The organism is Moritella viscosa (assembly GCF_900120065.1).
GTDB classification, from domain to species: Bacteria; Pseudomonadota; Gammaproteobacteria; order Enterobacterales; family Moritellaceae; genus Moritella; species Moritella viscosa.
In genome coordinates, this window is record NZ_FPLG01000005.1 from 74,054 (window position 1) to 99,348 (window position 25,295).

Consider the following 25,295-nt stretch of genomic DNA (forward strand, 5'->3'; position numbering starts at 1 on the left):
CTGTTGCGGCTAATTCTATGTTGTGGCAAAAATTTGGTGTAAGGTGTCTTTTATAAATAATAACGAATGTATTAATATATAAATGCATGACTTACGTTATTTTGTAACTTCATTGCCTTAGCATAGGTGATCACTTTCTTTTACTCAGGAACTCAATAATGTCGCAGACATATCTACAATATCCAGAAATTGATCCTATTGCGATCAGTCTTGGCCCGATTAATGTTTACTGGTACGGGTTAATGTATTTACTTGGCTTTTTATTTGCTAATTGGATGGGTAATCGACAAGCAGCTAAACCAGGTAGTAGTTGGGATAAAGAAGAAGTGGGTGACTTATTATTTTACGGTTTCCTTGGGGTGATTCTTGGTGGTCGTATTGGTTACGTGCTGTTTTATAACTTTGGTTTATTCCTTGATGATCCAATGTATTTATTCCGTATTACGGATGGTGGCATGTCATTCCATGGCGGCCTGATTGGTGTATTGTTAGCGTTTGCTTATTTTGGTCGTAAGACCCAGCGTTCATTCTTTGTTATTGCCGATTTTATTGCCCCTATGGTACCGTTTGGCTTAGCGGCTGGACGTATTGGTAACTTTATCAATGGCGAGTTATGGGGACGAGTGACAGATGTGCCTTGGGCTATGATCTTCCCAACTGGTGGTGATTTACCGCGTCATCCGAGTCAGTTATATCAGTTCGCAATGGAAGGTGTATTACTGCTTATTATCTTGCAAGTGTTTGCACGTAAACCACGTCCAGTTGGTGCTATCTCTGGTCTGTTCTTATTCGGTTACGGTATTTTCCGCTTTGTTGCCGAGTACTTCCGTCAACCAGACTCACAACTAGGGTTGTATTTTGATTTGATTAGTATGGGACAGATTCTATCGACACCGATGATCTTCCTTGGTGCGCTTATTATGTTTATTGCTTACAAAAAGCCAACCTTGTTTACAGGTAAACAAAGCAAATAATTGGTTTACACAGATAAAGAATGAAAAAGGTGTTAACTAAATTTAGTTAACACCTTTTTATTTTAACTATCTATCAGTGTTTACACTGAAAATGGATATTTGATCACATCATGATGCTGATAATCAGTCACCTCGAAATCGTCCAACGTCACCCATGTCTCTAGATCTTCTAGTGTTTTAATTTTTGGATTAATGTGTAATTTTGGCAGTGGTAACGGCTCGCGTTTTAATTGTACGTCACGCATCAGTTCTAACTGATCTTCATAAATATGCGCGTTAACAATCTTATGGTATGCCTGACCGGCTTTATGACCAGTGATTTGTGCCACTAACGCTAATAATACATGTACTTGTACCATATTAAAGTTTAGGCCTAGGGGCACGTCACACGAACGTTGAGTACTGTTTAGGTATAACGTATCACCGAGCAGTGAGAAATGGTGGCTGTACATGCAAGGACGTAAACAACCCAGTTCAAATGCACCCGGATTAAAGAAGGTTAAAATCTCGCCGCGGTTATCAATGCCGTTTGATAGGTCATCGATGATTTGGCGTAGTAAGTCGACTGTACCGCCTTGTGGTTTTACCCAGTTACGTGCACACGCACCGTACACATAGCCCATGTCGTCTTCACCTTTACGGTGTGGGCTTGCCAACCAAACTGGATTTTCATTGGCATTTGCATCCCAGGTTTTGGTACCTAATGCACGAAAGTCTGCGGCATTATCATAACCACGGATGTAACCAATTATCTCGGCAATGGCTGATTTCCAAAAGCTTTTTCGCGTGGTGACTAATGGAAATACATTATTCGCCACGTCATAAGTGAGATCAGCATTGATTACAGTTAAACAGCGTTTTCCGGTACGTTCATTTTCAACCCACACACCCTGTTCCACGATTCGTGTACATAAATCAAGATACTGTTTCATCGACTACTACCCTATTCTTATTGTTATACATTAATTATTGTGCATTAATTTGCGTGGACGGGATCTTTACATAGATTAGCAGGGGTTACAAATCGGATTTATCAAAGACAAGCAATTATCGCTGACTTAATATCAGCGATAACGAAGATGTTGTAGATAAGCGGTATTAGCGGTGTTCGAGTTGCAGCGCTTGTGCATTAAAACGTTTTTTGTTTTTATCAGTGAATTGAGCGAGGTCTAATACGATCAAACCATCAATACAATGATTAAAACTGGGATCAATATTGAAATCAAAGATCTGTACACCACCAGGTTTACACAATTTGATATATTGCTTAAAGAGTGTCGGTACACTAAACCCCATGTGGTTGAGCTGGGCCTTTAGGATGGTCATACCTTCTTCGGCATCGACATCAGCAAATAAATCCGTTAAACGTGTATTTGCTTCTTCCGACAATCGGAATGGCATAGTGGCACTCGCGACATTGGTATTGTTACCGTAGAAATGTTGATAATAATAGACCAGAAGTTCTTTCGCGGGCTGTGAGTAACTGTTACTGATACTCACAGTACCAAACAAGTAGCGACAACCGCTGTGTTGAATGATGTATTCCATGATCCCTTGCCATAGGTATTCAAGGCTGCGGGTTCCCCAGTATTTGGGTTGAATAAAGCTACGGCCCAGCTCAATTCCGGTTGCCAAATAAGGTGTCATTGCTGCATGGTAATCAAATAATGTAGCACTATAGAGTTGCTGCTTTACGTTGATGCTCTCAATCTTATTTGTTTCTAATAAGCGATAGGCGCCGATTAACTCCAGTTCCTTATCATCCCACAATAGAATGTGGACATAAGAATTATCGTAGATATCCACATCACGACGCTCGCCAGTGCCTTCTCCCACTAATCGAAATGACTCTTCTCTTAATCTGCCAATTTCGCGCATTATGGTGGAGTTTGCTTGATGGCGGTAGCAGTATATTTGTTTCCCATCGCGGCTTTCACTGATCTGCTGGCAGGCGTGTATTTCACTGCGTAATAATGCTTTATTTTCTGGATGAGCAATGGCTGATTGCGTATTGAAAATTGAAGGTTTGTCTTTGGTTAAGCGGTATAAATGTTTACGAAACAATGCTGTTTTGGTATTAATGGGCAAATCTAGCGACTGGTAAGTTTGATAATTAATCTGCTCGCCAATACGGATTGAGACGCAGTTATGAGCATGTTTAAACATTTCACGAATCAACCACAAGGTCGAAATAGGTTTTGATAACATGGACAAGCTATAAAAAAATAATGAATTTTTAGCATTGATATAAATAGGGATGATAGGCGCTTGGACACTGCCCGCAATACGCAAAAAACCATTACGCCATTTACCGTCTTTCACACCCTGTGGGCTAATGCGTGAGACTTCGCCCGCCGGGAACATAATTATCACACCTTCATCCTTGAGATGCGTTTTTATCGCTTGTAAACGGTCGCTAGCGGTCCCCCCATTCATGTTATCAACTGGTAATAAATAATCTCTTACTGGCTTGATGATCATGAGCATATCATTGGCAACGACCTTGACGTCTGGACGGACTTTACTGACCATTTTGAGTAGTGCCATGCCATCTAGTGTGCCGATTGGGTGGTTGGCTATGATTACTGCTTTACCTGTCGCCGGAATTCGTTCTATTTCGTTAGGGCGAACTGAGTAGCTAAAGCTGAAGTGATCAAATACTTGCTCGATAAATTCGATACCTGTGAGGTGTGCATAGGTTTCACCAAATTGGCGTAATTCACGTTCATGAAAGAGCAGTCTAAGTGTTGCCAGCATAGGTTTGGCAATGAGACGGGTACTTTTTTTATGAAAAAAATCCGGATAACGTTGGTTTATTTCCGCTTCTATGTTGAGCATAATCTTCATCCTTTAGATTATTGTTTGTTGTTATCATAGAAGCTTGCTGTGACATTTTTAGTGGTTTTATATGGCAGTTGAGTGACTGCTCAGAATTGGATGTGTGATCCAGCGCAATATTTTATCGCAGATCCACTTACTGTCATCTAAGGGTAAGTCGTGACCTGCTGTGGGGTGATAGTAGATTGGACAATGCCATTGTGCGGCGATGGCACTACTACAATGAACATCAACTAACTGATCATGCTGGCTCGCGAGTAATAAAACATTGTCAATGGGAGGCTGTGGAGGGGGGCTAAAACGGCTGGCTGCATACAGTTGGCGCAAGGCGTTTTGGCGGCTGACGGGTTGCAGCTCTGCATAATTAGCCCAACGTTGAGACAATGTGTGATTATTGTGTTGGGTATGGCTGGTCATATTTAAAATAAGTTGTTCTTGCTGTAAAGGAGAACTGGATAGTATTCGGATCAGGGTGGTGAGTTTGCTGAATTTTAAACGCTGATAAATAGGACTGAATTGTTTAAAACTGGTATTAATAAAAACCATATGTTCAATTTCGTTAGGAAAGCGATTTGCCCATTCAGTGCAAATCATACCGCCCATCGAAATACCTAACAACCGGATAGGGTAGGATACATCCGGGTTTTGCTGCCTAAATTGTTGTCTAAGTTGCAGGGTGATGTCGGTGATGGATGCGGGTGTTACTCGCTGCCATTCAGTACCTGTGCCTGGTATGTCACAACATAACACTTGACTGTTAAGTTGCTGCGCTAATTTGATCGGAAAGTCTTCCCAGTGTAGCTGCTGTCGACATAGGCCTCGTACTAATAGCCAAGTTGGTGCGCTGCTATGTTGTCTTGATGAAGTCCTATTCTGTATACCAGAGTGATGTTGCATCGGCATGGCTACGTTCCTTGTTTAGTTGCGGTAACCAGTGTGTATAAGACCCAGTTACTTTGATCAAAAATTCCATTAGGACATGATGCTGTCGTAATACGCGTTTAATACGGTGAGGCTGGATTGGATGGAAAATACCACTAGATTTGAACACTTGCAGTGGGTTTTTTTTGATCCAGATCCAGGAGCCCATTTCTAGTGTTAGCGGGAGAAAAGTGGTATTGAGTTCCAGTGATTGGTCATATAAGTAATCCCATAAATCACCATGGGTCATATAATTACGCGCTTGTGGTTCGAATATATAGTCTTGGTGTGGATAGGTTTCGATAAGCATTTTACGCAGCTTAAATATTTCGGCTAGATGGGGAATAGGCTGTTTTGATTTAGCATAAGGAAACCATATCTGATTATCAAAACCAAAACCAGAATGACAATCTAGCGCAATACTAAAAGGGGCCGTTAATAATTGTTGGCGAATATGCTCTACCAATACCCGGGATTCAGGTTGCATTGCCTTGCCTTTTTTACCGCGATACCAAGGCAGTATATTACTAATGCGTTGCCCTCCCACGAGCCAGGGCACGTTACCAACAGCATCGACTGGCGCGTTACGCATTAAATCCACACCATTACCATTGGCGCGACTATTGTTTAGCATACCGATAGGGTTCATGAGTGGCAGAAATAGCAGTTTTACATGACTGAGTTCTTGATGCAGTGATTGATCCCATTTTAATCGCCTAATGAGGCTCTCAAACAACGCTAAGATAACTTGTGTGCCAATACGCTCTACACCATGGATACCACCAATAAAGGCAATGACAGGTACATTAGGTTCTTGTGAGCCCATACTGATTGAATACAAGGGGTAGCTGGATTTTTTATAAGACACATGCGTCAAAATTTGACTGTGTAAGTGTTTACCGCCTAATTCGATCAATGTCTCCAGTTGCATTAATTCGGGTAATGATTGCTGTAGTTGGAATTTTAAGGGCATTAATAATTACCTAAATAAGTTAAATATAAAGATTAATGTCTACCAATATAGCGAAATTAATAAATTTAAAGGTTAAATCTTTGTGAACTTTCTATACTAGATCTATGTGGTTGATTATTCATTGGATATAAATTCCCGATAATAAGCAAGGAGACTCATTTGTATAAATCCTTAACGCAATTTCTTCGTACTGAATCCTCAGGCGGTGTATTACTTATCATTGCGGCTATATTGGCGATGATTATTGCTAATTCTCCCTTTTCCGATGTGTATCTGGGATTTTTACATACCGAAATTCAAGTTCGCGTTGCTGATATTGATATAAATAAATCATTCAGTCATTGGATCAACGATGGTCTCATGGCGATATTCTTTTTACTTATTGGTTTAGAAGTAAAGCAAGAGCTTGTTGAAGGTTCGTTGGCGAGTCGTAAAAAATCCCTATTTCCAATTATCGCTGCGGCTGGTGGTATGCTAGCGCCTGCATTAGTCTATTTAAGTTTGAATGCCGCTAATCCAGACGCAATCAAGGGGTGGGCTATCCCTGCCGCGACTGATATCGCCTTTGCATTAGGGGTATTGTCGTTATTGGGTAAACGCGTCCCTGTTAATTTAAAAGTTTTCTTATTGGCGTTGGCTATCATGGATGATCTCGGCGTGATCATCATTATTGCCTTGTTTTATACTGCCGATATGTCGGTATTATCATTGAGCTTAGCGTGCGCGTGTATCAGTATATTGTGGCTAATGCACCGTTACAACATCATGAGTTTAACGCCTTACCTCATTGTTGGCGGGTTATTGTGGGTGGCAGTACTTAAATCGGGCGTACATGCAACTTTGGCTGGTGTAGTGATTGGTTTTGCCATTCCTATGTACCGTAAAGATAATAAAAATGATGTTGAAAACCCGCACTCACCAGCGAAAACGCTAGCTCGTTGGCTACATCCTTGGACTAAGTATTATATTTTACCCTTGTTTGCATTTGCGAATGCGGGGGTGTCGTTAACTAACATCCAATTATCGGATATGACTTCAGCTTTACCGATAGGTGTCGCGTTGGGGCTATTGATTGGCAAACCTTTGGGTATTTTCAGTATTAGTTGGTTAGCGGTGAAGCTGAAAATTGCGACATTACCCGATGGGATTAACTTTAAACAAATTTTTGCTGTGTCAGTGCTGTGCGGAATTGGCTTTACGATGTCGATGTTTATTACGTCATTAGCATTTACGGATTCGGTGATGGCGGATCTAGCACGTTTGGGGATATTAATGGGTTCTACATTGGCTGCAGTGCTGGGCTATTATTTACTCGCCTGTGCGACAACAATAAAAGATAAGGTAGAAGTTGAGGGGGAATTAGTGGATAAAGGTTGACTAAGTTGAAATAGTACTGAAACCATATTTTTTAGATATAAAAAAACCAGCCGAAGCTGGTTTTTCATTATCGTATTAAAGCAATAATTAAAGTGCTTTGATCTTAGCAGAAAGACGGCTCTTAATACGAGCAGCTTTGTTTGCGTGGATCAGACCTTTACAAGCCATACGATCAAGAATCGGTTGTGCAGCAACAAATGCAGCAGTCGCTTCTTCTTTATTACCAGCAGCGATAGCTACGATAATTTTCTTAGTTAGTGTACGCATCATTGAACGACGTGAAGTGTTGTGCTTACGGCGTTTTTCAGATTGGATTGCGCGTTTTTTAGCAGACTTGATATTAGCCAAGGTCCTACTCCTAAATGTCTAAAGACGTTAATTTTATAAAGGCGAGGAATATGCCTTGCCTAACGAAATTTGTCAATATTTTTTGTGTAAATAACAGGCAAAATATTGGCAACTAACTGCAATGACAGTTAAGATGTGGGACATATTTTAGCAGCAAATGCGCCCCACGAACAGGGTTTGATTGACATAAAAGGTATTTCTTGAGTAATAAATTAATAAAATCTGGCCTTATCGTCAGTTCAATGACCATGATCTCGCGTATTTTAGGTTTAGTTCGAGATGTTATTGTTGCAAATCTAATGGGCGCGGGGGCGGCAGCCGATGTTTTCTTCTTTGCCAATAAAATCCCTAATTTTTTACGTCGACTCTTCGCTGAAGGTGCATTTGCACAGGCTTTTGTACCTGTTCTTACTGAATATCAACAAACTGGTGATAAACAAAAAGTACGACAGTTGATCGCTTCAGTATCCGGTACCTTAGGGGTATTAGTGACCATTGTTACCTTGTTTGGGGTAATCGGTTCGCCATTAATCACGATTCTCTTTGGTGCGGGTTGGTTTGTGGATTGGCTCAACAATGGACCTGATGCACACAAGTTTGAACTTGCTTCATTTATGCTAAAAATTACTTTTCCTTATTTGTGGTTTATTACTTTTACGGCATTATCTGGTGCAATTTTGAACACTTTGGGTAAATTTGCTGTTGCGGCCTTTACGCCAGTGTTTTTAAATATTGCTATTATTGGTGCGGCGTTGTTCATTGCACCTAATTTAGCACAGCCAGAAATAGGACTCGCTATCGGGGTCTTTATCGGCGGTGCAATTCAGTTTTTATTCCAAATTCCGTTTTTAGCAAAACAGAATATGTTGGTGAAACCACGTTGGGGTTGGCGAGATCCTGGTGTGACAAAAATTAGAAAACTAATGATACCGGCAATGTTTGGTGTATCAGTGAGCCAGATTAACTTATTGTTTGATACGTTTATTGCCAGCTTCTTAATGACAGGGTCAATTAGTTGGTTGTATTACTCAGACCGTTTATTAGAATTTCCACTTGGTTTGTTCGGTATTGCGATCGCGACCGTTATTTTACCAGCCCTTTCTCGAACTCATTCAGCCCGCTCTGATAACCAATTTAAACAAACTATGGATTGGGGAGTAAGAGTAGTTCTATTACTGGGAACGCCAGCGATGATGGGTATGATAGTGCTTGCCAGCCCAATGCTTAAGGTATTGTTTATGCGTGGTGAATTTGGCGCTGATGATGTTTCTATGGCTTCGATGAGCTTGATGGCTTATGGCTCCGGTTTACTCAGCTTTATGCTAATTAAGGTATTGGCGCCAGGTTATTATGCGCGCCAAGATACTCGTACGCCAGTTAAGTTTGGCATCATCGCTATGATCAGTAATATGGGATTTAACATTATTTTAGCTATTCCGTTTGGTTATGTTGGTTTAGCACTAGCCACAGCGGGTTCTGCGACATTAAATGCTAGCTTGCTCTATTGGGGGTTACACAAGGAAGGTGTATACAAGATTAATAGGGATACTGGCATTGTCGTAGTTAAATTGTTCGCTTCTGCAGGTTTGATGGCAGCCTTAGTGCAATACGCCAAACCAGACATGCAGCAATGGTATGAATGGGGTTTATTAGACAGTAGTTTATGCCTGTTAGGCTTAATTGGACTCGCGGTAATAAGCTATTTTATGGCTTTATTGGTGTTTGGTTTACGTCTGCAACATTTTAAAATTACTGACTGAGTACAAATTGTTGCTGACCCTGTGCGTTGACTAAGTTATAATTTGTCGTTTTAGTGGAATAGTTGGCAAAGACATGGAGCTTATTCGAGGCATTCACAATTTGAAGCCACACCATCAAGGGTGTGTTTTAACTATCGGTAACTTTGATGGCGTTCATCTTGGGCACCAATCGGTATTACGACAGTTAATCGAAAAAGCGAACCAATTGAATTTGCCTGCAACGGTAATGACATTTGAGCCGCAGCCACTAGAGATGATTATTGGCGATAAAGCGCCTGCGCGATTAACACGCTTACGTGATAAGTATGCAGCGTTAAAAGATCAAAATATTGACCAGTTATTATGTGTTAATTTTAATCGCAAGTTTGCAGCACTATCAGCGGATGAATTTATTACCCAGTTGTTAGTGAATAAATTAGGCGTTAAATATTTAGTTGTTGGTGATGATTTCCGCTTTGGGCATAAGCGCACTGGTGACTTTGCAATGTTGCAAGCGGCGGGTGCAAAATATGGCTTTGATGTGGTGAGCATGGATACGTTTAGCGTTGCACAAGCACGTGTTAGTAGTACTATGATCCGCGAAGCGTTAACGCAAGATAAACTTGATTTAGCAGCCGAATTACTTGGCCGACCATTTAGTATTTTTGGTAAAGTGTCTCACGGTGCTAAATTAGGACGAACTATCGGTTTTCCAACCGCGAATATACCCTTGAAACGCTGCGTAGACCCAATTAATGGCGTGTATGTGGTTGAAGTGTTAGGCATCAGTGATGGTGTGATACTGGGCGTTGCAAACATTGGCAAGCGTCCTACAGTTGGTGGTGTACGTACCCAGCTGGAAGTGAATTTATTTAATTTTGATGGTGACCTTTACGGCAAACAGCTAGAGGTTGTCTTGAAGAAAAAATTACGCGGTGAACAGAAATTTGCATCTTTTGATGTACTTCGCCAGCAAATAGAACGAGATGTCATTGCAGCCAAAACCTATTTTGGCCTGTCAGTTTAATTTTTATGAATACCAATAACGGAAATTAGGATACATGAGCGAATATAAAAAAACGCTGAACCTGCCGAAAACGGGCTTTGCGATGCGCGCTAACTTAGCGAACCGCGAACCAAATATGTTGAAGCAGTGGAATACTGATGATTTATACGGAAAAATCCGTGCCGCTAAGAAAGGTAAAAAAACCTTTATTCTGCACGATGGTCCTCCTTATGCGAATGGTAGCATTCATATTGGTCACTCAGTTAACAAGATCCTGAAAGACGTTATTATTAAAGCCAAAGGCTTGTCTGGATTTGATGCACCTTACATCCCTGGTTGGGATTGCCACGGTCTACCTATCGAATTAATGGTAGAAAAGAAAGTGGGCAAACCAGGCCGTAAAGTAACAGCTGCACAGTTCCGTGAAGAATGTCGTAAATATGCGACAAAACAAGTTAACGGTCAACGTGAAGACTTTATCCGTCTTGGTGTATTGGGTGATTGGCAGAATCCGTACCTAACAATGGATTTCAGCACAGAAGCAAACATCATTCGTGCTTTAGGTAAAATTGTCGAAAATGGTCACTTACAAAAAGGTTCTAAGCCTGTTCATTGGTGTACAGACTGTGGTTCAGCACTTGCTGAAGCTGAAGTAGAATACGAAGATAAGAAATCACCTGCTATCTACGTGCGTTTCACTGCACAAGATCAAGCTGCTGTTAAAGCCGTATTTGGTAGTGATGTTGAAGGTTTAGTATCGACAGTTATCTGGACTACAACACCTTGGACATTACCTGCTAACCGTGCAGTTGCACTTGCTGAGCGCGTTGAATACTCGCTAGTTAACATGGTAACTGAATCTGGTTCACAGCAACTAATTTTAGCAACAGACTTAGTTGAATCTTGCATGGCTGCATTTGCACCTGAAAGCTTCACTACGTTAGGTACTTGTACTGGTGCTGCACTAGAGAATTTACGCTTTAACCACCCGTTTTATGATTTCGACGTACCAGCAATTTTAGCTGATCACGTAACGACTGAAGCGGGTACGGGTGTTGTTCACACTGCACCTGGTCACGGTCAAGAAGACTATGTGGCTGGTCTACGTTATAACCTTGAAGTCGCAAACCCAGTTGGTAACAACGGTGTTTACCTTGAAGATACACCTTTATTTGCTGGTCAACATGTATTTAAAGCAAATGATAATGTGATTGAAGTACTTACAGAAAAAGGTGCGTTACTAAACCACCAAGTAATAAAACACAGCTATCCACATTGCTGGCGCCACAAAACGCCAATTATTTTCCGTGCTACACCACAATGGTTTATCAGCATGGAACAAAATGGCCTGCGTAACGCTGCAATGAAAGAAATTAAAGATGTGCAATGGGTTCCTTCTTGGGGTCGAGAGCGTATCGAAAGTATGGTAACTAACCGTCCTGACTGGTGTATTTCTCGTCAGCGTACGTGGGGCGTGCCAATTTCTTTATTCGTACATAACGAAACACAAGAACCGCATCCTCGTTCAGCTGAACTAATGGAAGATGTTGCTAATTTAGTTGAGCAGAAAGGCATTCAAGCGTGGTGGGATCTTGATCCTGCAGACTTACTTGGTGATGACGCGGTAAATTACACTAAAGCACCGGATACATTAGACGTATGGTTCGATTCGGGCTCAACACACTTTTCTGTTGTTGACGCACGCAAAGAATACGCGGGCGCAGAAATCGATCTTTACCTTGAAGGTTCTGATCAACACCGTGGTTGGTTCCAATCATCATTGATGATCTCGACTGCTATTCACGGTAAAGCACCTTACAAAGACGTGTTAACCCACGGTTTCGTTGTAGATGCGAAAGGCCGTAAGATGTCTAAATCGATCGGTAACGTAATGGCTCCACAAGACGTAATGAACCGTCTTGGTGGTGATATCCTACGCTGGTGGGTTGCAAGTACTGATTACACAGGTGAAATGACAGTATCTGATGAGATCTTAGATCGCAGTGCTGATGCTTACCGTCGTATCCGTAATACTGCGCGTTTCTTATTGTCTAACTTAGAAGGTTTTAACCCAGAAACTGATATTGTAGCGACAGAAGATATGGTCGCTCTAGATCGTTGGGCTGTGGGTCGTGCACACGCACTACAAACTGAAATTCTAGCTGATTATGAAAGCTATCAAATGCAGAATGTGACGCAAAAGCTAATGACATTCTGTTCAATTGAAATGGGTAGCTTCTACTTAGATATCATCAAAGATCGTCAGTACACTGCAAAATCAGATGGTATTGCACGTCGTAGCTGTCAAACTGCGATGTTCCATATCTTAGAAGCTATGGTTCGTTGGACTGCGCCTATCTTAAGCTTTACAGCGTTTGAGATCTGGAATGCAATGCCTGGTGAACGTGCTGAGTATGTATTTACTGAAGAGTGGTACACTGGTCTAACACCACTTGCTGATGATGCTGAGCTAAACAATGCTTACTGGAGCAAGTTACAAGCTGTTCGTAGTGAAGTGAACAAAACTGTTGAACTAGCACGTAACAATGCGGTTGTTGGTGGTTCTTTACAAGCTGACGTTACTTTATATGCGAATGCTGAACTTGCAGCTGACCTTGACAAATTAGGTAACGAATTACGCTTCTTACTACTGACGTCAAACACGAAAGTGGTAGCAGTAATAGAAGCACCTGCAGACGTCGAAGCAAGTGCTATCGACGGTCTATGGGTGAGTGTTGCTAAGAGTGATGCTGAGAAATGTGAGCGTTGCTGGCACCATAACGAAACCGTAGGTCAGTCAGAAACGCACCCTACTATTTGTGTGCGTTGTGAAGATAATATCGATGGTGAAGGCGAACAACGTCAATTTGCTTAATCGTTAGTGTGTTCATCACATTTAGCGAGTAAAGGAAGGTAATAACCATTAAGTTGTTATTATCCTTCACATAGAATGCCTACTGTGAACTGGTTAGCTTAATCAGTATAAACACAGTAGGCATTTTTTTATGGATAAATGCTTAACCCGTGTCATGAAAATGATATGATTGCTAATAATCTATTCAAATATACTGGATTGATACCAATAACAATGCAGTCGTCGCATTATATTTATCGTCATCACATTGACGTATCAGAGGATAATAATGACCGTAGGCACAACAAAGAGAACTGGATTAATTTGGCTGTGGCTAGCCGTTGTCGTATTTTTTATTGATTTGGGTACCAAGACTTTTGTGGTGAACAACTTTCAATTAGGTGAATCGATAAATGTGTTGCCTGTGTTTAATTTTACCTATGCACGTAACTATGGTGCGGCATTTAGTATGCTTGCAGATGCAGACGGCTGGCAGCGTTGGTTTTTTGGCGTAATCGCGGTATCAGTTTCCGGCTTGTTGATTTATTGGTTAAAGAAACAAGCGGCTCAGCAGTATTGGAGCAATATTGCTTACGCACTTATTTTAGGTGGTGCGTTAGGTAATTTATATGATCGTATTATTCATGGCTATGTAATTGATTTTTTACATGTGTACTGGGATACAAGCCATTTCCCTATCTTCAATTTAGCAGATACTTGGATCTGTATTGGTGCCGCGATGTTAATCTTGGAAGCCATTATGGAAAGTAAAAATGACAAGGAATCATCAAATGACAGTTAACGTAGCAACAATTGGTAACGATAGCCAAGTACTAATGCATTTTACTATTACCTTAGCAGATGGCTCTGTTGCTGATAGTACTGAACTACAAGGTAAGCCTGCCAAGTTAGTGATTGGTGATGGTAGCTTAACGCCTAATTTTGAACGCTGTTTATTAGGTTTAACTGTCGGTGATAAAAACAAGTTTGAGCTGCAACCTGAAGATGCATTCGGACAGCCTAATCCAGATAATATTTATTATTTAGACCGCGCTAAATTTACCGAAGTAAAAGCGGAAGTCGGTTTGATTGTTGGCTTTACTCAGCCAGACGGTGCTGAATTACCAGGTATGATCCGTGATGTGATTGGTGACTCGGTAACTGTCGATTTTAATCATCCGTTAGCTGGACAAGTTGTAACGTTTAAAGTTGAAATTTTAGAAATCAATGTAGAATAAATAAGGTTTATGATGGAAATTTTACTCGCGAACCCTCGTGGCTTCTGTGCTGGTGTTGACCGTGCTATTAGTATTGTTGAACGTGCGCTTGAGCTGTTTGAAACCCCTGTTTATGTACGTCACGAAGTCGTGCATAACCGCTATGTGGTGGATGGCTTAAAAGAGAACGGTGCTATTTTTGTTGAAGAACTTGATGAAGTACCAGACGGTCGAGTGGTTATTTTTAGTGCGCATGGCGTATCTAAAGCGGTACAAGCCGAAGCTAAACGTCGTGACCTAAAAGTATTTGATGCAACTTGTCCGCTTGTGACAAAAGTACATATGGAAGTGACTCGTGCGAGTCGCCGTGGTATTGAATGTGTATTGATTGGTCATAAGGGTCACCCTGAAGTCGAAGGTACTATGGGTCAGTATGACAATGCTGATGGTGGTATGTATCTGGTTGAGTCGATTGCGGATGTTGCCGTTTTAGATGTTAAAGATGTGACAAACCTAACTTATAGCTCACAGACTACGTTATCGGTAGATGATTGCTCAGCTATTATTGACGCACTGCGTGAACGTTTCCCAGAAATTAGGGGACCACGTAAAGATGATATTTGTTACGCAACACAGAATCGTCAGGATGCGGTATCTAAACTAGCAGGCATGGTTGATATTATGTTTGTGGTTGGTTCTAAAAATTCATCAAACTCGAACCGTCTACGTGAAAAATCTGAAAACCTTGGTGTCCCGTCTTACCTTATTGATAATGCAGGTGATATTGACCCTGTATTATTGGAAGGTAAAGCTAAGATTGGTGTTACAGCAGGCGCGTCTGCACCTAAAGTGTTGATCGATCAGGTTGTTGAAAAGCTCCAAGAATACGGAGGTAAACTGGTGACTGAAGTCGAAGGGCGTCCAGAAAATACGATATTTGAAGTGCCAGCCGAATTACGTGTTAAGCAAGTAAATTAACTCGCGCTATTGATAGGCTCGTTTAGTCATCGACTCGACGAGCTTTATCCACTCATAAACTCTTTTTAACTAATATCTAATATCTCGCCTCTATACCCTATAATTTTATTTGAATACCTACTTGGTTTGCTACCGCATTGAATCATTGATTTAATTAATGCTGAGTCTCACAGAATAAAACGCGTCGTGTTTACATAAAATAAACATATGTGTAACATGGTGGTGTCTAAATTATTTAAGTGAGTTAGTTATGCAATCTAGAAAGGAATCTGGATTCAGTCTCATTGAAGTGATGATCACATCATTCATCCTTGCCGTTGGCCTGTTGGGCATCGTGGCATTGCAAGGGATTGCGAAGAAATCATTAGCAGATACAGACAAGCAAATTGAAGCTTCATATCTTGCGCGTACGGCGTTGCAAGAGTTACGGGCGAATACTGCTTGGATTAACCCCTCTTCAAGTTCATCAGAGACTCAAAATGAAATACTCACCAGCATTCTTACCAATGTGGCAAGCTCTGCTAAGCGTAGTAATATGGACTTATGTCGTAATATCGGAGCTACCGTTACGGTTGCTGTTAGCTGGCAAGTTCAAGGAGTAGACGCTGCAGAAGCGAGTAAAAACTGTGGGACCCCAGTAACGAATCGTCGACAAGTAATGCTAACTAGCTTCATCAAGGGGGCTATATGAGAGCGAAGCAAGCGGGCTTTAATTTAGTTGAACTGATGATTGCGCTGGTTATTGGTTTGGTGCTTATGGTGTCTATCACAACGATGTTTGTGGATACCAAAGTCTCGGCTAATCGATCTTCAACCGTTTCCAATTTACAGCAACAGGCACAATTGGCCTTGCAAGTATTAGTGGAAGACGTACGAGCTATCGGTAGTTTTGCTGAATTTTCTGGCGGTGGACTTGCTGATATCCAAGTGCCTAAGAATATTGCCGCTGGTGATTGTAGTGTGGTGCCAGTCGGTGGTCCCGCGGCTGATGATAATTTACATTTTCCAGATAAAGCCAATTGGATCGTGAGGACGCCGATTGATGGAGTCATTAATGTTACTGTCGCTAATTGTTTTGAGAATGAAAACGATGAGAATGATGATGGTTATGCTCTTGCAGCAAACAGTGACGTATTGTCGATAGCACGTATTCGGGGAGTGATTACCCCTAATCCTCAAGCTAATCGTTATTATGTTGCGATTTCACCTATGCAAGCGCAGTTATTTACAGGTACAGCCCCTAGTATAGCTAACGCCGAAATATATCCTTACTTACATCACACCTATTTTGTCCAAGCGCATGATACAAATAGCCCCCGATTAAGCCGTTTTAGTCTTATTAACGGTGTATTTATTAATGATTTGGTTGTTAGCAATATAGAACAAATCCGAATTGATTTTGGTGTCGACACTAACGGTGATGGCCGACCTGAAAGTTACCTTGCAAGCAGTAATATTACCGACTTGATGTGGCGTACTAATCAGCTTATATCTGCGCGTATTTATGTATTAGCACGTGCTAAGAATAGAGATTTAACATTAAACAATGATGCCACGTTTAACGACAGGTTTAGTCCGTTTAATCCGCCTGATGATGATAATTATCGTCGTTTTTTATTATCAACAACGGTCGTGATAAAAAATAACATGATGGCGGTGACACAATGAAAAACCAGCGAGGCGTTACCTTATTTATTGTGATTATTATATTGGTTGTCATTACTTCATTGGCTGCTGCCGTGATAACCCAAACACGATTAGGACAACATTCGATAGGTTTGACGCAAGACAAATTAGCGAATGAGCAAGCGTTATTAGGCAGCGTTAGTGAAGTGATGAGTAACCCTAATTTAATTAACGATATTATGGCGTGGGGGGAGGGTGCTAGTTCCGCTTTAAGTACGAGCGGTACTTCGCATGTGACTCTAGAGCAGCGCGGAGAAGGTCATTGTAAGCGAAGTGAAAATGCTTCGAGTGTCAATTTAATTAACTGTCGATTTGTGAAAATGGATTTTACACAAAACGATGGCCCGCGAGTTAAAGGTCTAGCAATGACCGCTGGCGTAGAACAGCAATTTTTGGCAGTGAAAAATAAATAGGAATAGGCAATGAAAAGGATTTTCAAACCAGTCAGTATCGTCTTGTTAGCCATATTAAGTCTCAGCGTTATTGCTGATGAAAGTGAGATTTATCAAGCTGAATTAAAAAATAGAGAACCACAAGTTCTTATTATTCTCGATATATCTTCACACATGAAAGATAAGGTTGATTATCCTTACCCTCGCCGTTATGACCCACATATTGCTTACCCCCCGGTATCAGACACCTTGGGTGAAAAGTTGACAGATAACTTATTTGGTGATGAATTTTATTATTATTCTCAAACCTCAGATGCTGTTGGTTTAGATCATAGCTCCCTTATTGCTATTGCAAAAGAGGGGCTAGAAAATCCAGAAACGCCTTTAAATCCTGCATATATTAATTTTGTAAAAACGATCCCTCGTCTTGGTTCTAATGATAAATTTGAATCGTTAGAGATGAATTGCTTTATGGCACTCAAAGATTTAGAAGGTGAGTTAGGGGCTTTTCAGGACTTCTATCAACGTTGGCAGAAAAAGGGGGTTGAATGGGGTTGGTGGGGATTATTCTATATCCCTCAAACAAAATATAGCTGGCAAAAAATTGGTGAGAAAACTAATTTTATTGAAGAGTTAAAAAATATATTTAGAGCATTTGGCCCTCTGGGCAGAGCGGCGGCTAATCTGGTCCCGAATTTTGTATATAACTATGTTGATTGCAAGACTGATATCGAAACAACAGGTAAAGACGGTAAAAAAAATCCAGGTTATGAACATAATCAAATAATGCCACGACCTGAAGGTGGCTACATAGGTAAAGATACTGATGGGAATGATAAATATTCAGGTGATGGTGTAAATGATAACTATGCAGAAGACTTAAATAGACAAGGCTACCCAGTTGCAGGCTCAGAATCTATTTTGGATTTAAGTAATCTTGATAATGGAACCTGGGATTCAATTTGGCATGCTGGTTATGGTAGCACGCCTCATTCGATCACGGAGTCTGAAAATAAAGCGTATGTCTACTCTGAAAATTTAGTTAAATGGGCAGAACTGGCTAAAAATGGCAGTGTGGTTGATGGTAATTTTAAGCTGTCCAACTTACAAATAGCAAAGAAAGTCATTCTTGATTTGATGTTGGATACAAGGGATATAAAAACAGGCCTGGAAGTTTTTAATTCAAATGAAGGTTATAAACTTTGGTCTAAAATCGCGAATAATCATGGTGGACGGATTTTATCTGGTATTAAAACCTATGACACTAATTCTGCTCGTGTGCTTAAAAATAAAGTCGGCGATATTATTACGACAAGGAGAAATCGGGCTGGTCTCTGCGAAAGTTTATACGAAGGGTATTTATATCTTTATGGTAAACAGATCAAATATGGAGATAAATTCTCTCTGTTGTCTAAACCTAATCGAGATCGAAGCGTTGAAGAGGATGACAATGACAGCAGTAACAACTCCGAGGATAATGATGATAATGATGACCGTAAATATATCAACCCATTAATGGAATGGAGTCAAACTTGTCAAACAGAGGCATATATCATTATTGTTTCGCCTGGTTACCATGATGTTACAGATAGTCCCTTTAACTTTTTAAAATGTAAAAGTATTATTAATGCACATGATCACGATGATGACGCAAATTCAGAAATTAAAAGCTTACCGAATGCCGACGTAAGCAAAGCTGTCGATATGGCTGATACTGATTGTAAGAAAAACTATATGCCAGTTTTGTCGCACTGGCTCGCGACGAATGATATGAACCCTAGTACGCCCGATGTAACCGAACGTATTATTACTTATACTGTGGGTATTGGTACTGTGGATGAGAATGATAATACTAGGATTCCGGCAGCGAATGAAAACTTACTCGATAAGACTGCTGAAAATGGAGGGGGGAAATACTATCGTGCATCCGATGCTAACGCACTAAGAACTCAGTTATTAAATGCTTTTAATGATATAAGAGCAAGACAAAATAGTACTGCAAGTAATGTAGGCACTTCTATAGATTCAAGTTACGCGACTCAAAATAGCGGTAATGTTTATTATTCTATGTTTGAAGCCAATGTCACAAGTCGTTGGATGGGTAATCTGAAGAAGTTTAAGATTACGGATGCTGGTATTTTAAGTGCTTGGAGCAAATCTGCAACATCTACAGCGGATCCAGTCTTCAAGGCTGCATTAGCCTCTACGGCTTCAGGTGCGAGTTCGACTACGTATTTTAAGGATTCTGTTTATAGTGGCTGGAGTACAAGCGATAAAACTAACTCGATTAAGGCGGGTGGTGTGGTTGAAGCTTATTCATTACGTTCACCGGTGTCGGGCGCCAGTGCTACATTTAACCCTCGTGAAATCTACTTTAACAATGATGATTTGGCCGAGCCTCTAGTCGATTTAAATGTAGCTAATTTAAAAACCGCTTATGGTTTTTCAGCTGGTCAGGATAGAGAGCTCGCAATTGAATTAGGTATTGAAGTTGATGCTAATGATTCGGATGAGGAAATTAGTCAGCATGTTGTTGAAAATATTAATTGGTTGTTAGGGATTGATGCGACAGGGCAAGAGTATCGAAAGGATATTTTTGGAGACCCGATGCATTCTTCTCCCCTGGTTATCCAGTTTGGGGATTCCACTCATCCGATGAACCCACAAATATTTATCGGTACTAATGCTGGGTTCTTCCATGCATTTGAAGACAAAGGACGAGCAGTAGAAGAGAAGTGGGCTTTTATTCCTAAGAATAAATTAAAGTACGCACTTTCATTACGCGGTAGTGGTGTATTGGCCGCAGGTGTTCAACGTGAATATGGAATTGATGGTTCTGCTGTTGATATTAAATATTCTGACTCGACACAAGTAAAGCATCTCGTTACATTTGGGATGCGTAGAGGTGGCAGTGCTTATTACACGATAGATCTTGGTGTTGGTACCGAAGCACCATCATTGAAATGGAGTGTGGATAGTACAACGAATAAATCCAATCAAAATTATACGGAATTAGGACAGACGTGGTCTAAACCGGTCGTGACAAAAGTATTTCAAAGCAGCAGTGAAAGTGATAACAGTAAACCGGTACTGATATTTTCTGGAGGTTATGATCCGAGAAAAGATACATGTGCGACTGATTGCTCTGGTCAAGATACAAAAGGACGGGCGATTTATGTGGTTGATGCGTTAACTGGGGATATCATTAAAGCTTTTGAAAATGGCACCAGTAGCCATAGCTTTGAAGATGGCATTGCTAGTCAAGTCGCTGTACTTGATAGTGATGGTGATGGTTATACTGATCGAATTTATGCCGGAGATACTGGTGGCAATATTTACAGGGTCGATATGCCCGCTGTATTGACTTTATCTGGTTCATCTGTTGATACAGGTAAATGGAAAGTCAGAAAGCTCGCGAGTTTAGGTGGTAATAGTGAAGGTAATGATCGTCGTTTCTTTAATGCACCTTCAATTGTGAGAGCAAAGGATGGTAGCAAATTATACGATGGTATATTAATTGGGAGTGGCGATATTACGCGACCGAATTCGGATACAGAGGTTAGAAATTATTTTTATAATATTAAAGATGACTCTCTTTATCCTACGGTTTGGGGAAATGGTACGGGCGATTCACCTTTGATTGCCAGCGATTTAGCCACAATATTATATTCACCAGTGCTTGATCCAAACAATGAAGATGTGACACCTGCATCTATACCAACTGATATTGAAAATAATATTAACGGGTGGCAATTTGAGCTGAATGAAGACGATGCCGCTGATGGCACGTATGGCGGTGAAAAATCACTCGGTAATGCTGTTGTTATCAATGGCGTGGTACATTTTAATACCTACACCCCTTTTACTAACGATTATATTGTTACAGCTCAGCAATGCGTCTTTAATCAATCAGGAAATAGTCACTATTATCAGGCTAATATGAATACGGGTAAAATCAAGTTTTATCGCCGTTTAGCCAATGTAGTAGCGAAAGATCTTTCTGTTCATGCTCGCATTTATAATGGTAAGTCCATATTGCGTATACTCGGTGCAGGTAAGGGCGATAGTACGACTGTAGATGGTGCACCAACGTTAACAGGGCTGATCGACACCGCTGTCACGCTAACTCCTAAATGGACCTACCGTTACTTCAATGAGGCGGTGCAGTAATGATAACTATAATGACAACGAAACAAACAGGTTTTACCCTGGTTGAATTGATGATCGTCATCGCTATTATCGGCATTTTAGCGGGTATTGGTTACCCTTCTTACAGTGCTTATATTATGAATAACAATCGTAATGATGCAAAAACGGCATTGTATAAAGCGCAGTTATTACAAGAGCAGTTTTATTTAGATAATAGACAGTATGCAACCTCATTAGCCAGTGGCGCGGCGAATACTTTATCGGACTCTGGCTGGAATGATGACAGTGACTATTACACCTTTGCACTTGGCGTGAGTAGTACTGTAAACAACTATACGATAATTGCGACTGTCGAAGCTGGCAGTACGCAGGCTAATGATACAAATTGCGCCTCTTTTACCATTGATAACCTTGGTTCAACGGCGTCGATGAATAGTGAAAATGAAGCAACAGCAGATTGCTGGTGATTTTTATAAAAAAGAAATTTAGCGATTTCATCGATTTAATTACTCGTCTGATTGGCAATTCGAGTTTGCTTCGGTATGCTAATAGTTATATTTAGGGGCTAACAGGGACTGAACATGAAAAAAATTGAAGCGATTATTAAACCGTTTAAACTTGATGATGTACGTGAAGCGCTTGCAGAAATTGGCATTACAGGTATGACTGTATCTGAAGTGAAAGGTTTTGGCCGTCAAAAAGGTCATACCGAGCTTTATCGTGGTGCTGAATACATGGTTGATTTTCTACCTAAAGTAAAACTCGATCTTATTGTGCAAGACGATGATGTTGATGCATGCATCGACTCTATCGTTGAAACTGCGCATACAGGTAAAATCGGTGACGGTAAGATTTTTGTTACCGCAGTAGAACGTGTGATCCGTATTCGTACTGGTGAAGAAAACGAAGAAGCAATTTGATAACTATCAGTGAGATGAGTCGCTGATAATTGAATGATTTTACAAAAACACTGAGCATTTATGTTCGGTGTTTTTTTTTAGCTCCTAAATCTAAGCTGATTCGAACGATTAACACACACAAAATCACGGCTCAAGGGCTTCTCTGAGTTAGCATTTTGACGCGGTTTGCGTATAATCACCTCATTAACAGATCCGTTTTCATTATTTAATTTAAACAATCGCTCATAATTAAAGCACCCAGGACGATTCCATGACAATGTCTACAGCTGAGATCCGCAACGCGTTTCTTGATTATTTTGCCAGTAAAGGGCACAACAAAGGTACAAGTAGCTCACTTGTACCTGCTAATGATCCAACTTTGTTATTTACAAATGCGGGCATGAACCAATTTAAAGACGTATTCCTAGGTGCAGAACAACGTTCATATACACGTGCCACAACGTCTCAACGCTGTGTACGTGCTGGTGGTAAACACAACGACTTAGATAACGTAGGTTATACTGCGCGTCACCATACATTCTTTGAAATGCTAGGTAATTTCAGCTTTGGTGATTACTTCAAAGAAGATGCGATCTTATTTGCATGGGAATTCTTAACCGTTGTTTTGAAACTACCAAAAGAAAAACTGTTGGTTACCGTTTATGAAAGTGATGATGAAGCATTTTCATTCTGGGCGAACAAAATAGGCGTGCCTGAAGATAAAATCATTCGTATCGGTGACAAATCACCAGAGAAGAAATTTGAATCAGATAATTTCTGGTCGATGGGTGACACCGGTCCCTGTGGACCATGTTCTGAAATCTTCTACGACCATGGCGAAGATATTTGGGGTGGCGTTCCGGGCTCACCAGAAGAAGACGGTGACCGTTTTATTGAGATCTGGAACCTGGTATTCATGCAGTTTAACCGTCAAGCTGACGGCACAATGGAAGAATTACCAAAGCCATCTGTTGATACAGGTATGGGGCTTGAACGTATTTCTGCAATTATGCAAAATGTACATTCAAACTACGAAATCGATATCTTCCAAAGCTTAATCAAGCATGTTGCTGAGCTTATTGGTACAACAGATTTAGAAAACAAATCATTACGTGTAATTGCCGATCACATTCGTGCATGTAGTTTCCTGATCTCTGACGGTGTGATGCCATCAAATGAAGGTCGTGGTTATGTACTACGTCGAATCATTCGTCGTGCCGTTCGTCACGGTAATAAACTTGGCGCTAAAGGTCCATTCTTCAACAAACTTGTTGCGAAAATGGTCGAACTCATGGGTGATATTTCTGAAGATTTAGTAAAACAACAAGCCATTGTTGAGAAAATCTTACTTATCGAAGAAGAGCAGTTTGGTAAAACTCTTGAACGTGGTCTGAACATTTTAGACAATGAACTGTCGCAATTAGACGGTAAAGTTGTTCCTGGTGATGTGGTATTCAAACTTTACGATACCTATGGTTTCCCATCTGATTTAACGGCTGATATTGCGCGTGAACGTGAGCTGACGATTGATGAAGATGGCTTTAAAGTAGCAATGGAAGAGCAGCGTAATCGTGCTCGTCAAGGTTCTAACTTCGGCACTGATTACAACGAAATGCTAAAAGTTGATGTTACAACTGAATTTTTGGGTTATCAAACGTTGACATCTGATGCGCAAATTGTTGCACTAATTAAAGATAATACTGAAGTTGAGCTCTTAAATGACGGCCAAGAAGGTGCGATTGTTTTAGACAAAACACCATTCTACGCAGAAGCGGGTGGCCAATCTGGTGACCAAGGTGTGATCAAAATTGGTGATACTGTATTTACGGTAACAGATACCAAGAAAGCGGGTAATGCAACGGTTCATTTCGGTTCAGTTTCAGGTGTTATCGAAGTAAATACCCAAGTTATTGCCGACGTTGATGTTAACCGTCGTAAAGCTATTGGCCTTAATCACTCAGTGACTCACTTAGCACACGCTGCATTGCGTAAAGTTGTTGGTGAAAATGTACAGCAGAAAGGTTCATTAGTATTACCTGAACGTTTACGTTTCGATTTTTCACACTTTGAAGGTGTAACTTCTGCGCAACTACTTGAAGTTGAACGTTTAGTTAACGCACAAATTCGTGCCAACCACGAAGTTGTAACGGAAGTTATGGACATTGATGCTGCGCGCGAAGCGGGTGCAATGGCATTATTTGGTGAGAAGTATGATGATGAAGTGCGCGTAGTGCGCATGGGTGACTTCTCTATTGAACTGTGTGGTGGTACGCATGTTAAACGTACTGGTGATATTGGTTTCTTCAAAATCTTATCTGAGAGCGGTATCGCTGCAGGTGTTCGTCGTGTCGAGGCGGTAACTGGTGATTCTGCATTAGCATATGTTCACGATCTTGTGGCTAAAATGCAAGAAACAGCAGGTTTAGTGAAAGCGGACCAAAATACAGTTGTGGCAAAAGTGAGTCAAGTACTCGACCGTAATCGTAGCCTAGAAAAAGAAGTTGAGAAGTTAAACGTACAAGTAGCAAGTGCTGCGAATGCTAACTTGATCGACCAGGTACAAGTGATTAACGGTGTTAAAGTACTTGTTGCTAATCTAAAAGGCGCAGATCCTAAGTCGCTGCGTAGCTCGATGGATGAACTGAAGAATAAATTGCAAAGCGGTATTATTGTTCTTGGTATTCCTGGCGAAGGTAAAGTTAACCTGATCACGGGTGTAACTAAAGATCTAATTGGTAAAGTGAAAGCGGGTGAGCTAGTAAGCTACCTAGCAGTTCAAGTTGGCGGTAAAGGCGGCGGTCGCCCAGACATGGCGCAAGCGGGTGGTTCAAACCCAGAAGCGTTACCTGCTGCACTTGAATCAGTGACACCTTGGTTAACTGAAAAACTATAAGTTAGTATTATTAGTTAGCAACATATCGTTGCTAACTAAGTTCAAATAAAC

At 40.8% G+C, this 25,295-nt stretch carries 20 protein-coding genes; 15 read left to right on the plus strand and 5 right to left on the minus strand.

All coding sequences use genetic code 11. The annotated features are described in order from the left end of the window. Window positions 1–158 precede the first annotated feature (158 nt). A complete protein-coding gene (gene lgt, locus BT797_RS00875; protein WP_045108919.1) occupies window positions 159–974 on the plus strand; it encodes a prolipoprotein diacylglyceryl transferase in 816 nt (271 codons plus the stop codon). An 80-nt stretch (window positions 975–1,054) separates the two neighbouring features. On the opposite strand, the gene BT797_RS00880 is transcribed toward lgt, so the two are convergent. From BT797_RS00880 to BT797_RS00895, 4 genes are all read right to left on the minus strand, one after another. Then, entirely contained in the window at window positions 1,055–1,906 is an 852-nt protein-coding gene (locus BT797_RS00880; protein ID WP_045108920.1) for a thymidylate synthase, read from the minus strand. Between the two features lie 166 nt (window positions 1,907–2,072). Beyond that, entirely contained in the window at window positions 2,073–3,812 is a 1,740-nt protein-coding gene (gene olsF / locus BT797_RS00885; protein WP_075470875.1) for a bifunctional ornithine lipid synthase OlsF, read from the minus strand. 66 nt (window positions 3,813–3,878) lie between these two features. Beyond that, window positions 3,879–4,715, minus strand: a complete 837-nt coding sequence (locus BT797_RS00890; protein WP_075470877.1) for an alpha/beta fold hydrolase — start codon at window positions 4,713–4,715, stop codon at window positions 3,879–3,881. Beyond that, window positions 4,681–5,706, minus strand: coding sequence for a M14 family zinc carboxypeptidase (locus BT797_RS00895; protein WP_075470884.1), 1,026 nt, complete (start codon window positions 5,704–5,706; stop codon window positions 4,681–4,683). The genes BT797_RS00890 and BT797_RS00895 overlap by 35 nt, the downstream gene beginning before the upstream one ends. A gap of 159 nt (window positions 5,707–5,865) precedes the next feature. Between BT797_RS00895 and nhaA the strand changes: the two genes are divergently transcribed. Further along, entirely contained in the window at window positions 5,866–7,083 is a 1,218-nt protein-coding gene (gene nhaA, locus BT797_RS00900; RefSeq protein WP_075470886.1) for a Na+/H+ antiporter NhaA, read from the plus strand. Window positions 7,084–7,170: 87 nt separating this feature from the next. Here the strand turns inward: nhaA and rpsT are convergent, their stop codons facing one another. After that, window positions 7,171–7,431, minus strand: coding sequence for a 30S ribosomal protein S20 (gene rpsT, locus BT797_RS00905; RefSeq protein WP_019442312.1), 261 nt, complete (start codon window positions 7,429–7,431; stop codon window positions 7,171–7,173). Between the two features lie 200 nt (window positions 7,432–7,631). Here rpsT and murJ point away from each other — a divergent pair, with 200 nt between their 5' ends. From murJ to alaS, 13 genes are all read left to right on the plus strand, one after another. Then, on the plus strand, window positions 7,632–9,191 hold the full coding sequence (gene murJ / locus BT797_RS00910; protein ID WP_045108924.1) for a murein biosynthesis integral membrane protein MurJ: 1,560 nt from the start codon (window positions 7,632–7,634) through the stop codon (window positions 9,189–9,191). Window positions 9,192–9,264: 73 nt separating this feature from the next. Then, window positions 9,265–10,197: a bifunctional riboflavin kinase/FAD synthetase gene (ribF, locus tag BT797_RS00915; protein ID WP_045108925.1), complete on the plus strand. Its 933-nt coding sequence runs from the start codon at window positions 9,265–9,267 to the stop codon at window positions 10,195–10,197. Window positions 10,198–10,231: 34 nt separating this feature from the next. Then, on the plus strand, window positions 10,232–13,051 hold the full coding sequence (ileS, locus tag BT797_RS00920; RefSeq protein WP_075470888.1) for an isoleucine--tRNA ligase: 2,820 nt from the start codon (window positions 10,232–10,234) through the stop codon (window positions 13,049–13,051). A 268-nt stretch (window positions 13,052–13,319) separates the two neighbouring features. Then, window positions 13,320–13,832 (plus strand): signal peptidase II, encoded by a 513-nt coding sequence (gene lspA / locus BT797_RS00925; RefSeq protein WP_045108927.1) that lies wholly within the window; start codon window positions 13,320–13,322, stop codon window positions 13,830–13,832. Beyond that, window positions 13,822–14,268 (plus strand): FKBP-type peptidyl-prolyl cis-trans isomerase, encoded by a 447-nt coding sequence (gene fkpB, locus BT797_RS00930; RefSeq protein WP_045108928.1) that lies wholly within the window; start codon window positions 13,822–13,824, stop codon window positions 14,266–14,268. Before lspA ends, fkpB begins: the two co-directional genes overlap by 11 nt. A 12-nt stretch (window positions 14,269–14,280) precedes the next feature. Then, complete coding sequence (gene ispH / locus BT797_RS00935) at window positions 14,281–15,225, plus strand: 4-hydroxy-3-methylbut-2-enyl diphosphate reductase (protein WP_075470890.1); 945 nt, start codon at window positions 14,281–14,283, stop codon at window positions 15,223–15,225. A 250-nt stretch (window positions 15,226–15,475) separates the two neighbouring features. Continuing rightward, window positions 15,476–15,916 carry a type IV pilus modification PilV family protein gene (locus BT797_RS00940; protein WP_075470892.1) on the plus strand — a complete coding sequence of 147 codons (441 nt, stop codon included), beginning with the start codon at window positions 15,476–15,478 and terminating at the stop codon, window positions 15,914–15,916. Further along, on the plus strand, window positions 15,913–16,893 hold the full coding sequence (locus BT797_RS00945) for a PilW family protein (RefSeq protein WP_045108931.1): 981 nt from the start codon (window positions 15,913–15,915) through the stop codon (window positions 16,891–16,893). The genes BT797_RS00940 and BT797_RS00945 overlap by 4 nt, the downstream gene beginning before the upstream one ends. Continuing rightward, the gene (locus tag BT797_RS00950; RefSeq protein ID WP_045108932.1) at window positions 16,890–17,324 is read left to right on the plus strand and encodes a hypothetical protein; all 435 of its coding nucleotides are present in this window, start codon (window positions 16,890–16,892) and stop codon (window positions 17,322–17,324) included. Before BT797_RS00945 ends, BT797_RS00950 begins: the two co-directional genes overlap by 4 nt. Before the next feature lie 9 nt (window positions 17,325–17,333). Next, window positions 17,334–21,473: a pilus assembly protein gene (locus BT797_RS00955; RefSeq protein WP_075470894.1), complete on the plus strand. Its 4,140-nt coding sequence runs from the start codon at window positions 17,334–17,336 to the stop codon at window positions 21,471–21,473. Window positions 21,474–21,484: 11 nt separating this feature from the next. Continuing rightward, a complete protein-coding gene (locus BT797_RS00960; protein ID WP_045112373.1) occupies window positions 21,485–21,919 on the plus strand; it encodes a type IV pilin protein in 435 nt (144 codons plus the stop codon). 114 nt (window positions 21,920–22,033) lie between these two features. Continuing rightward, complete coding sequence (glnB, locus tag BT797_RS00965) at window positions 22,034–22,372, plus strand: nitrogen regulatory protein P-II (RefSeq protein ID WP_006033375.1); 339 nt, start codon at window positions 22,034–22,036, stop codon at window positions 22,370–22,372. A gap of 250 nt (window positions 22,373–22,622) precedes the next feature. Then, window positions 22,623–25,244 carry an alanine--tRNA ligase gene (gene alaS, locus BT797_RS00970; RefSeq protein ID WP_045108934.1) on the plus strand — a complete coding sequence of 874 codons (2,622 nt, stop codon included), beginning with the start codon at window positions 22,623–22,625 and terminating at the stop codon, window positions 25,242–25,244. Window positions 25,245–25,295 lie beyond the last annotated feature (51 nt).

Excerpts from the sequence above, each read along its gene's own strand:
- lgt (WP_045108919.1), top strand. The coding sequence starts at position 159 with ATGTCGCAGACATATCTACAATATCCAGAAATTGATCCTATTGCGATC.
- BT797_RS00880 (WP_045108920.1), bottom strand. The coding sequence starts at position 1,906 with ATGAAACAGTATCTTGATTTATGTACACGAATCGTGGAACAGGGTGTG.
- olsF (WP_075470875.1), bottom strand. The coding sequence starts at position 3,812 with ATGCTCAACATAGAAGCGGAAATAAACCAACGTTATCCGGATTTTTTT.
- BT797_RS00890 (WP_075470877.1), bottom strand. The coding sequence starts at position 4,715 with ATGCCGATGCAACATCACTCTGGTATACAGAATAGGACTTCATCAAGA.
- BT797_RS00895 (WP_075470884.1), bottom strand. The coding sequence starts at position 5,706 with ATGCCCTTAAAATTCCAACTACAGCAATCATTACCCGAATTAATGCAA.
- ribF (WP_045108925.1), top strand. The coding sequence starts at position 9,265 with ATGGAGCTTATTCGAGGCATTCACAATTTGAAGCCACACCATCAAGGG.
- ileS (WP_075470888.1), top strand. The coding sequence starts at position 10,232 with ATGAGCGAATATAAAAAAACGCTGAACCTGCCGAAAACGGGCTTTGCG.
- lspA (WP_045108927.1), top strand. The coding sequence starts at position 13,320 with ATGACCGTAGGCACAACAAAGAGAACTGGATTAATTTGGCTGTGGCTA.
- fkpB (WP_045108928.1), top strand. The coding sequence starts at position 13,822 with ATGACAGTTAACGTAGCAACAATTGGTAACGATAGCCAAGTACTAATG.
- ispH (WP_075470890.1), top strand. The coding sequence starts at position 14,281 with ATGGAAATTTTACTCGCGAACCCTCGTGGCTTCTGTGCTGGTGTTGAC.
- BT797_RS00940 (WP_075470892.1), top strand. The coding sequence starts at position 15,476 with ATGCAATCTAGAAAGGAATCTGGATTCAGTCTCATTGAAGTGATGATC.
- BT797_RS00945 (WP_045108931.1), top strand. The coding sequence starts at position 15,913 with ATGAGAGCGAAGCAAGCGGGCTTTAATTTAGTTGAACTGATGATTGCG.
- BT797_RS00950 (WP_045108932.1), top strand. The coding sequence starts at position 16,890 with ATGAAAAACCAGCGAGGCGTTACCTTATTTATTGTGATTATTATATTG.
- BT797_RS00955 (WP_075470894.1), top strand. The coding sequence starts at position 17,334 with ATGAAAAGGATTTTCAAACCAGTCAGTATCGTCTTGTTAGCCATATTA.
- BT797_RS00960 (WP_045112373.1), top strand. The coding sequence starts at position 21,485 with ATGACAACGAAACAAACAGGTTTTACCCTGGTTGAATTGATGATCGTC.
- glnB (WP_006033375.1), top strand. The coding sequence starts at position 22,034 with ATGAAAAAAATTGAAGCGATTATTAAACCGTTTAAACTTGATGATGTA.
- alaS (WP_045108934.1), top strand. The coding sequence starts at position 22,623 with ATGACAATGTCTACAGCTGAGATCCGCAACGCGTTTCTTGATTATTTT.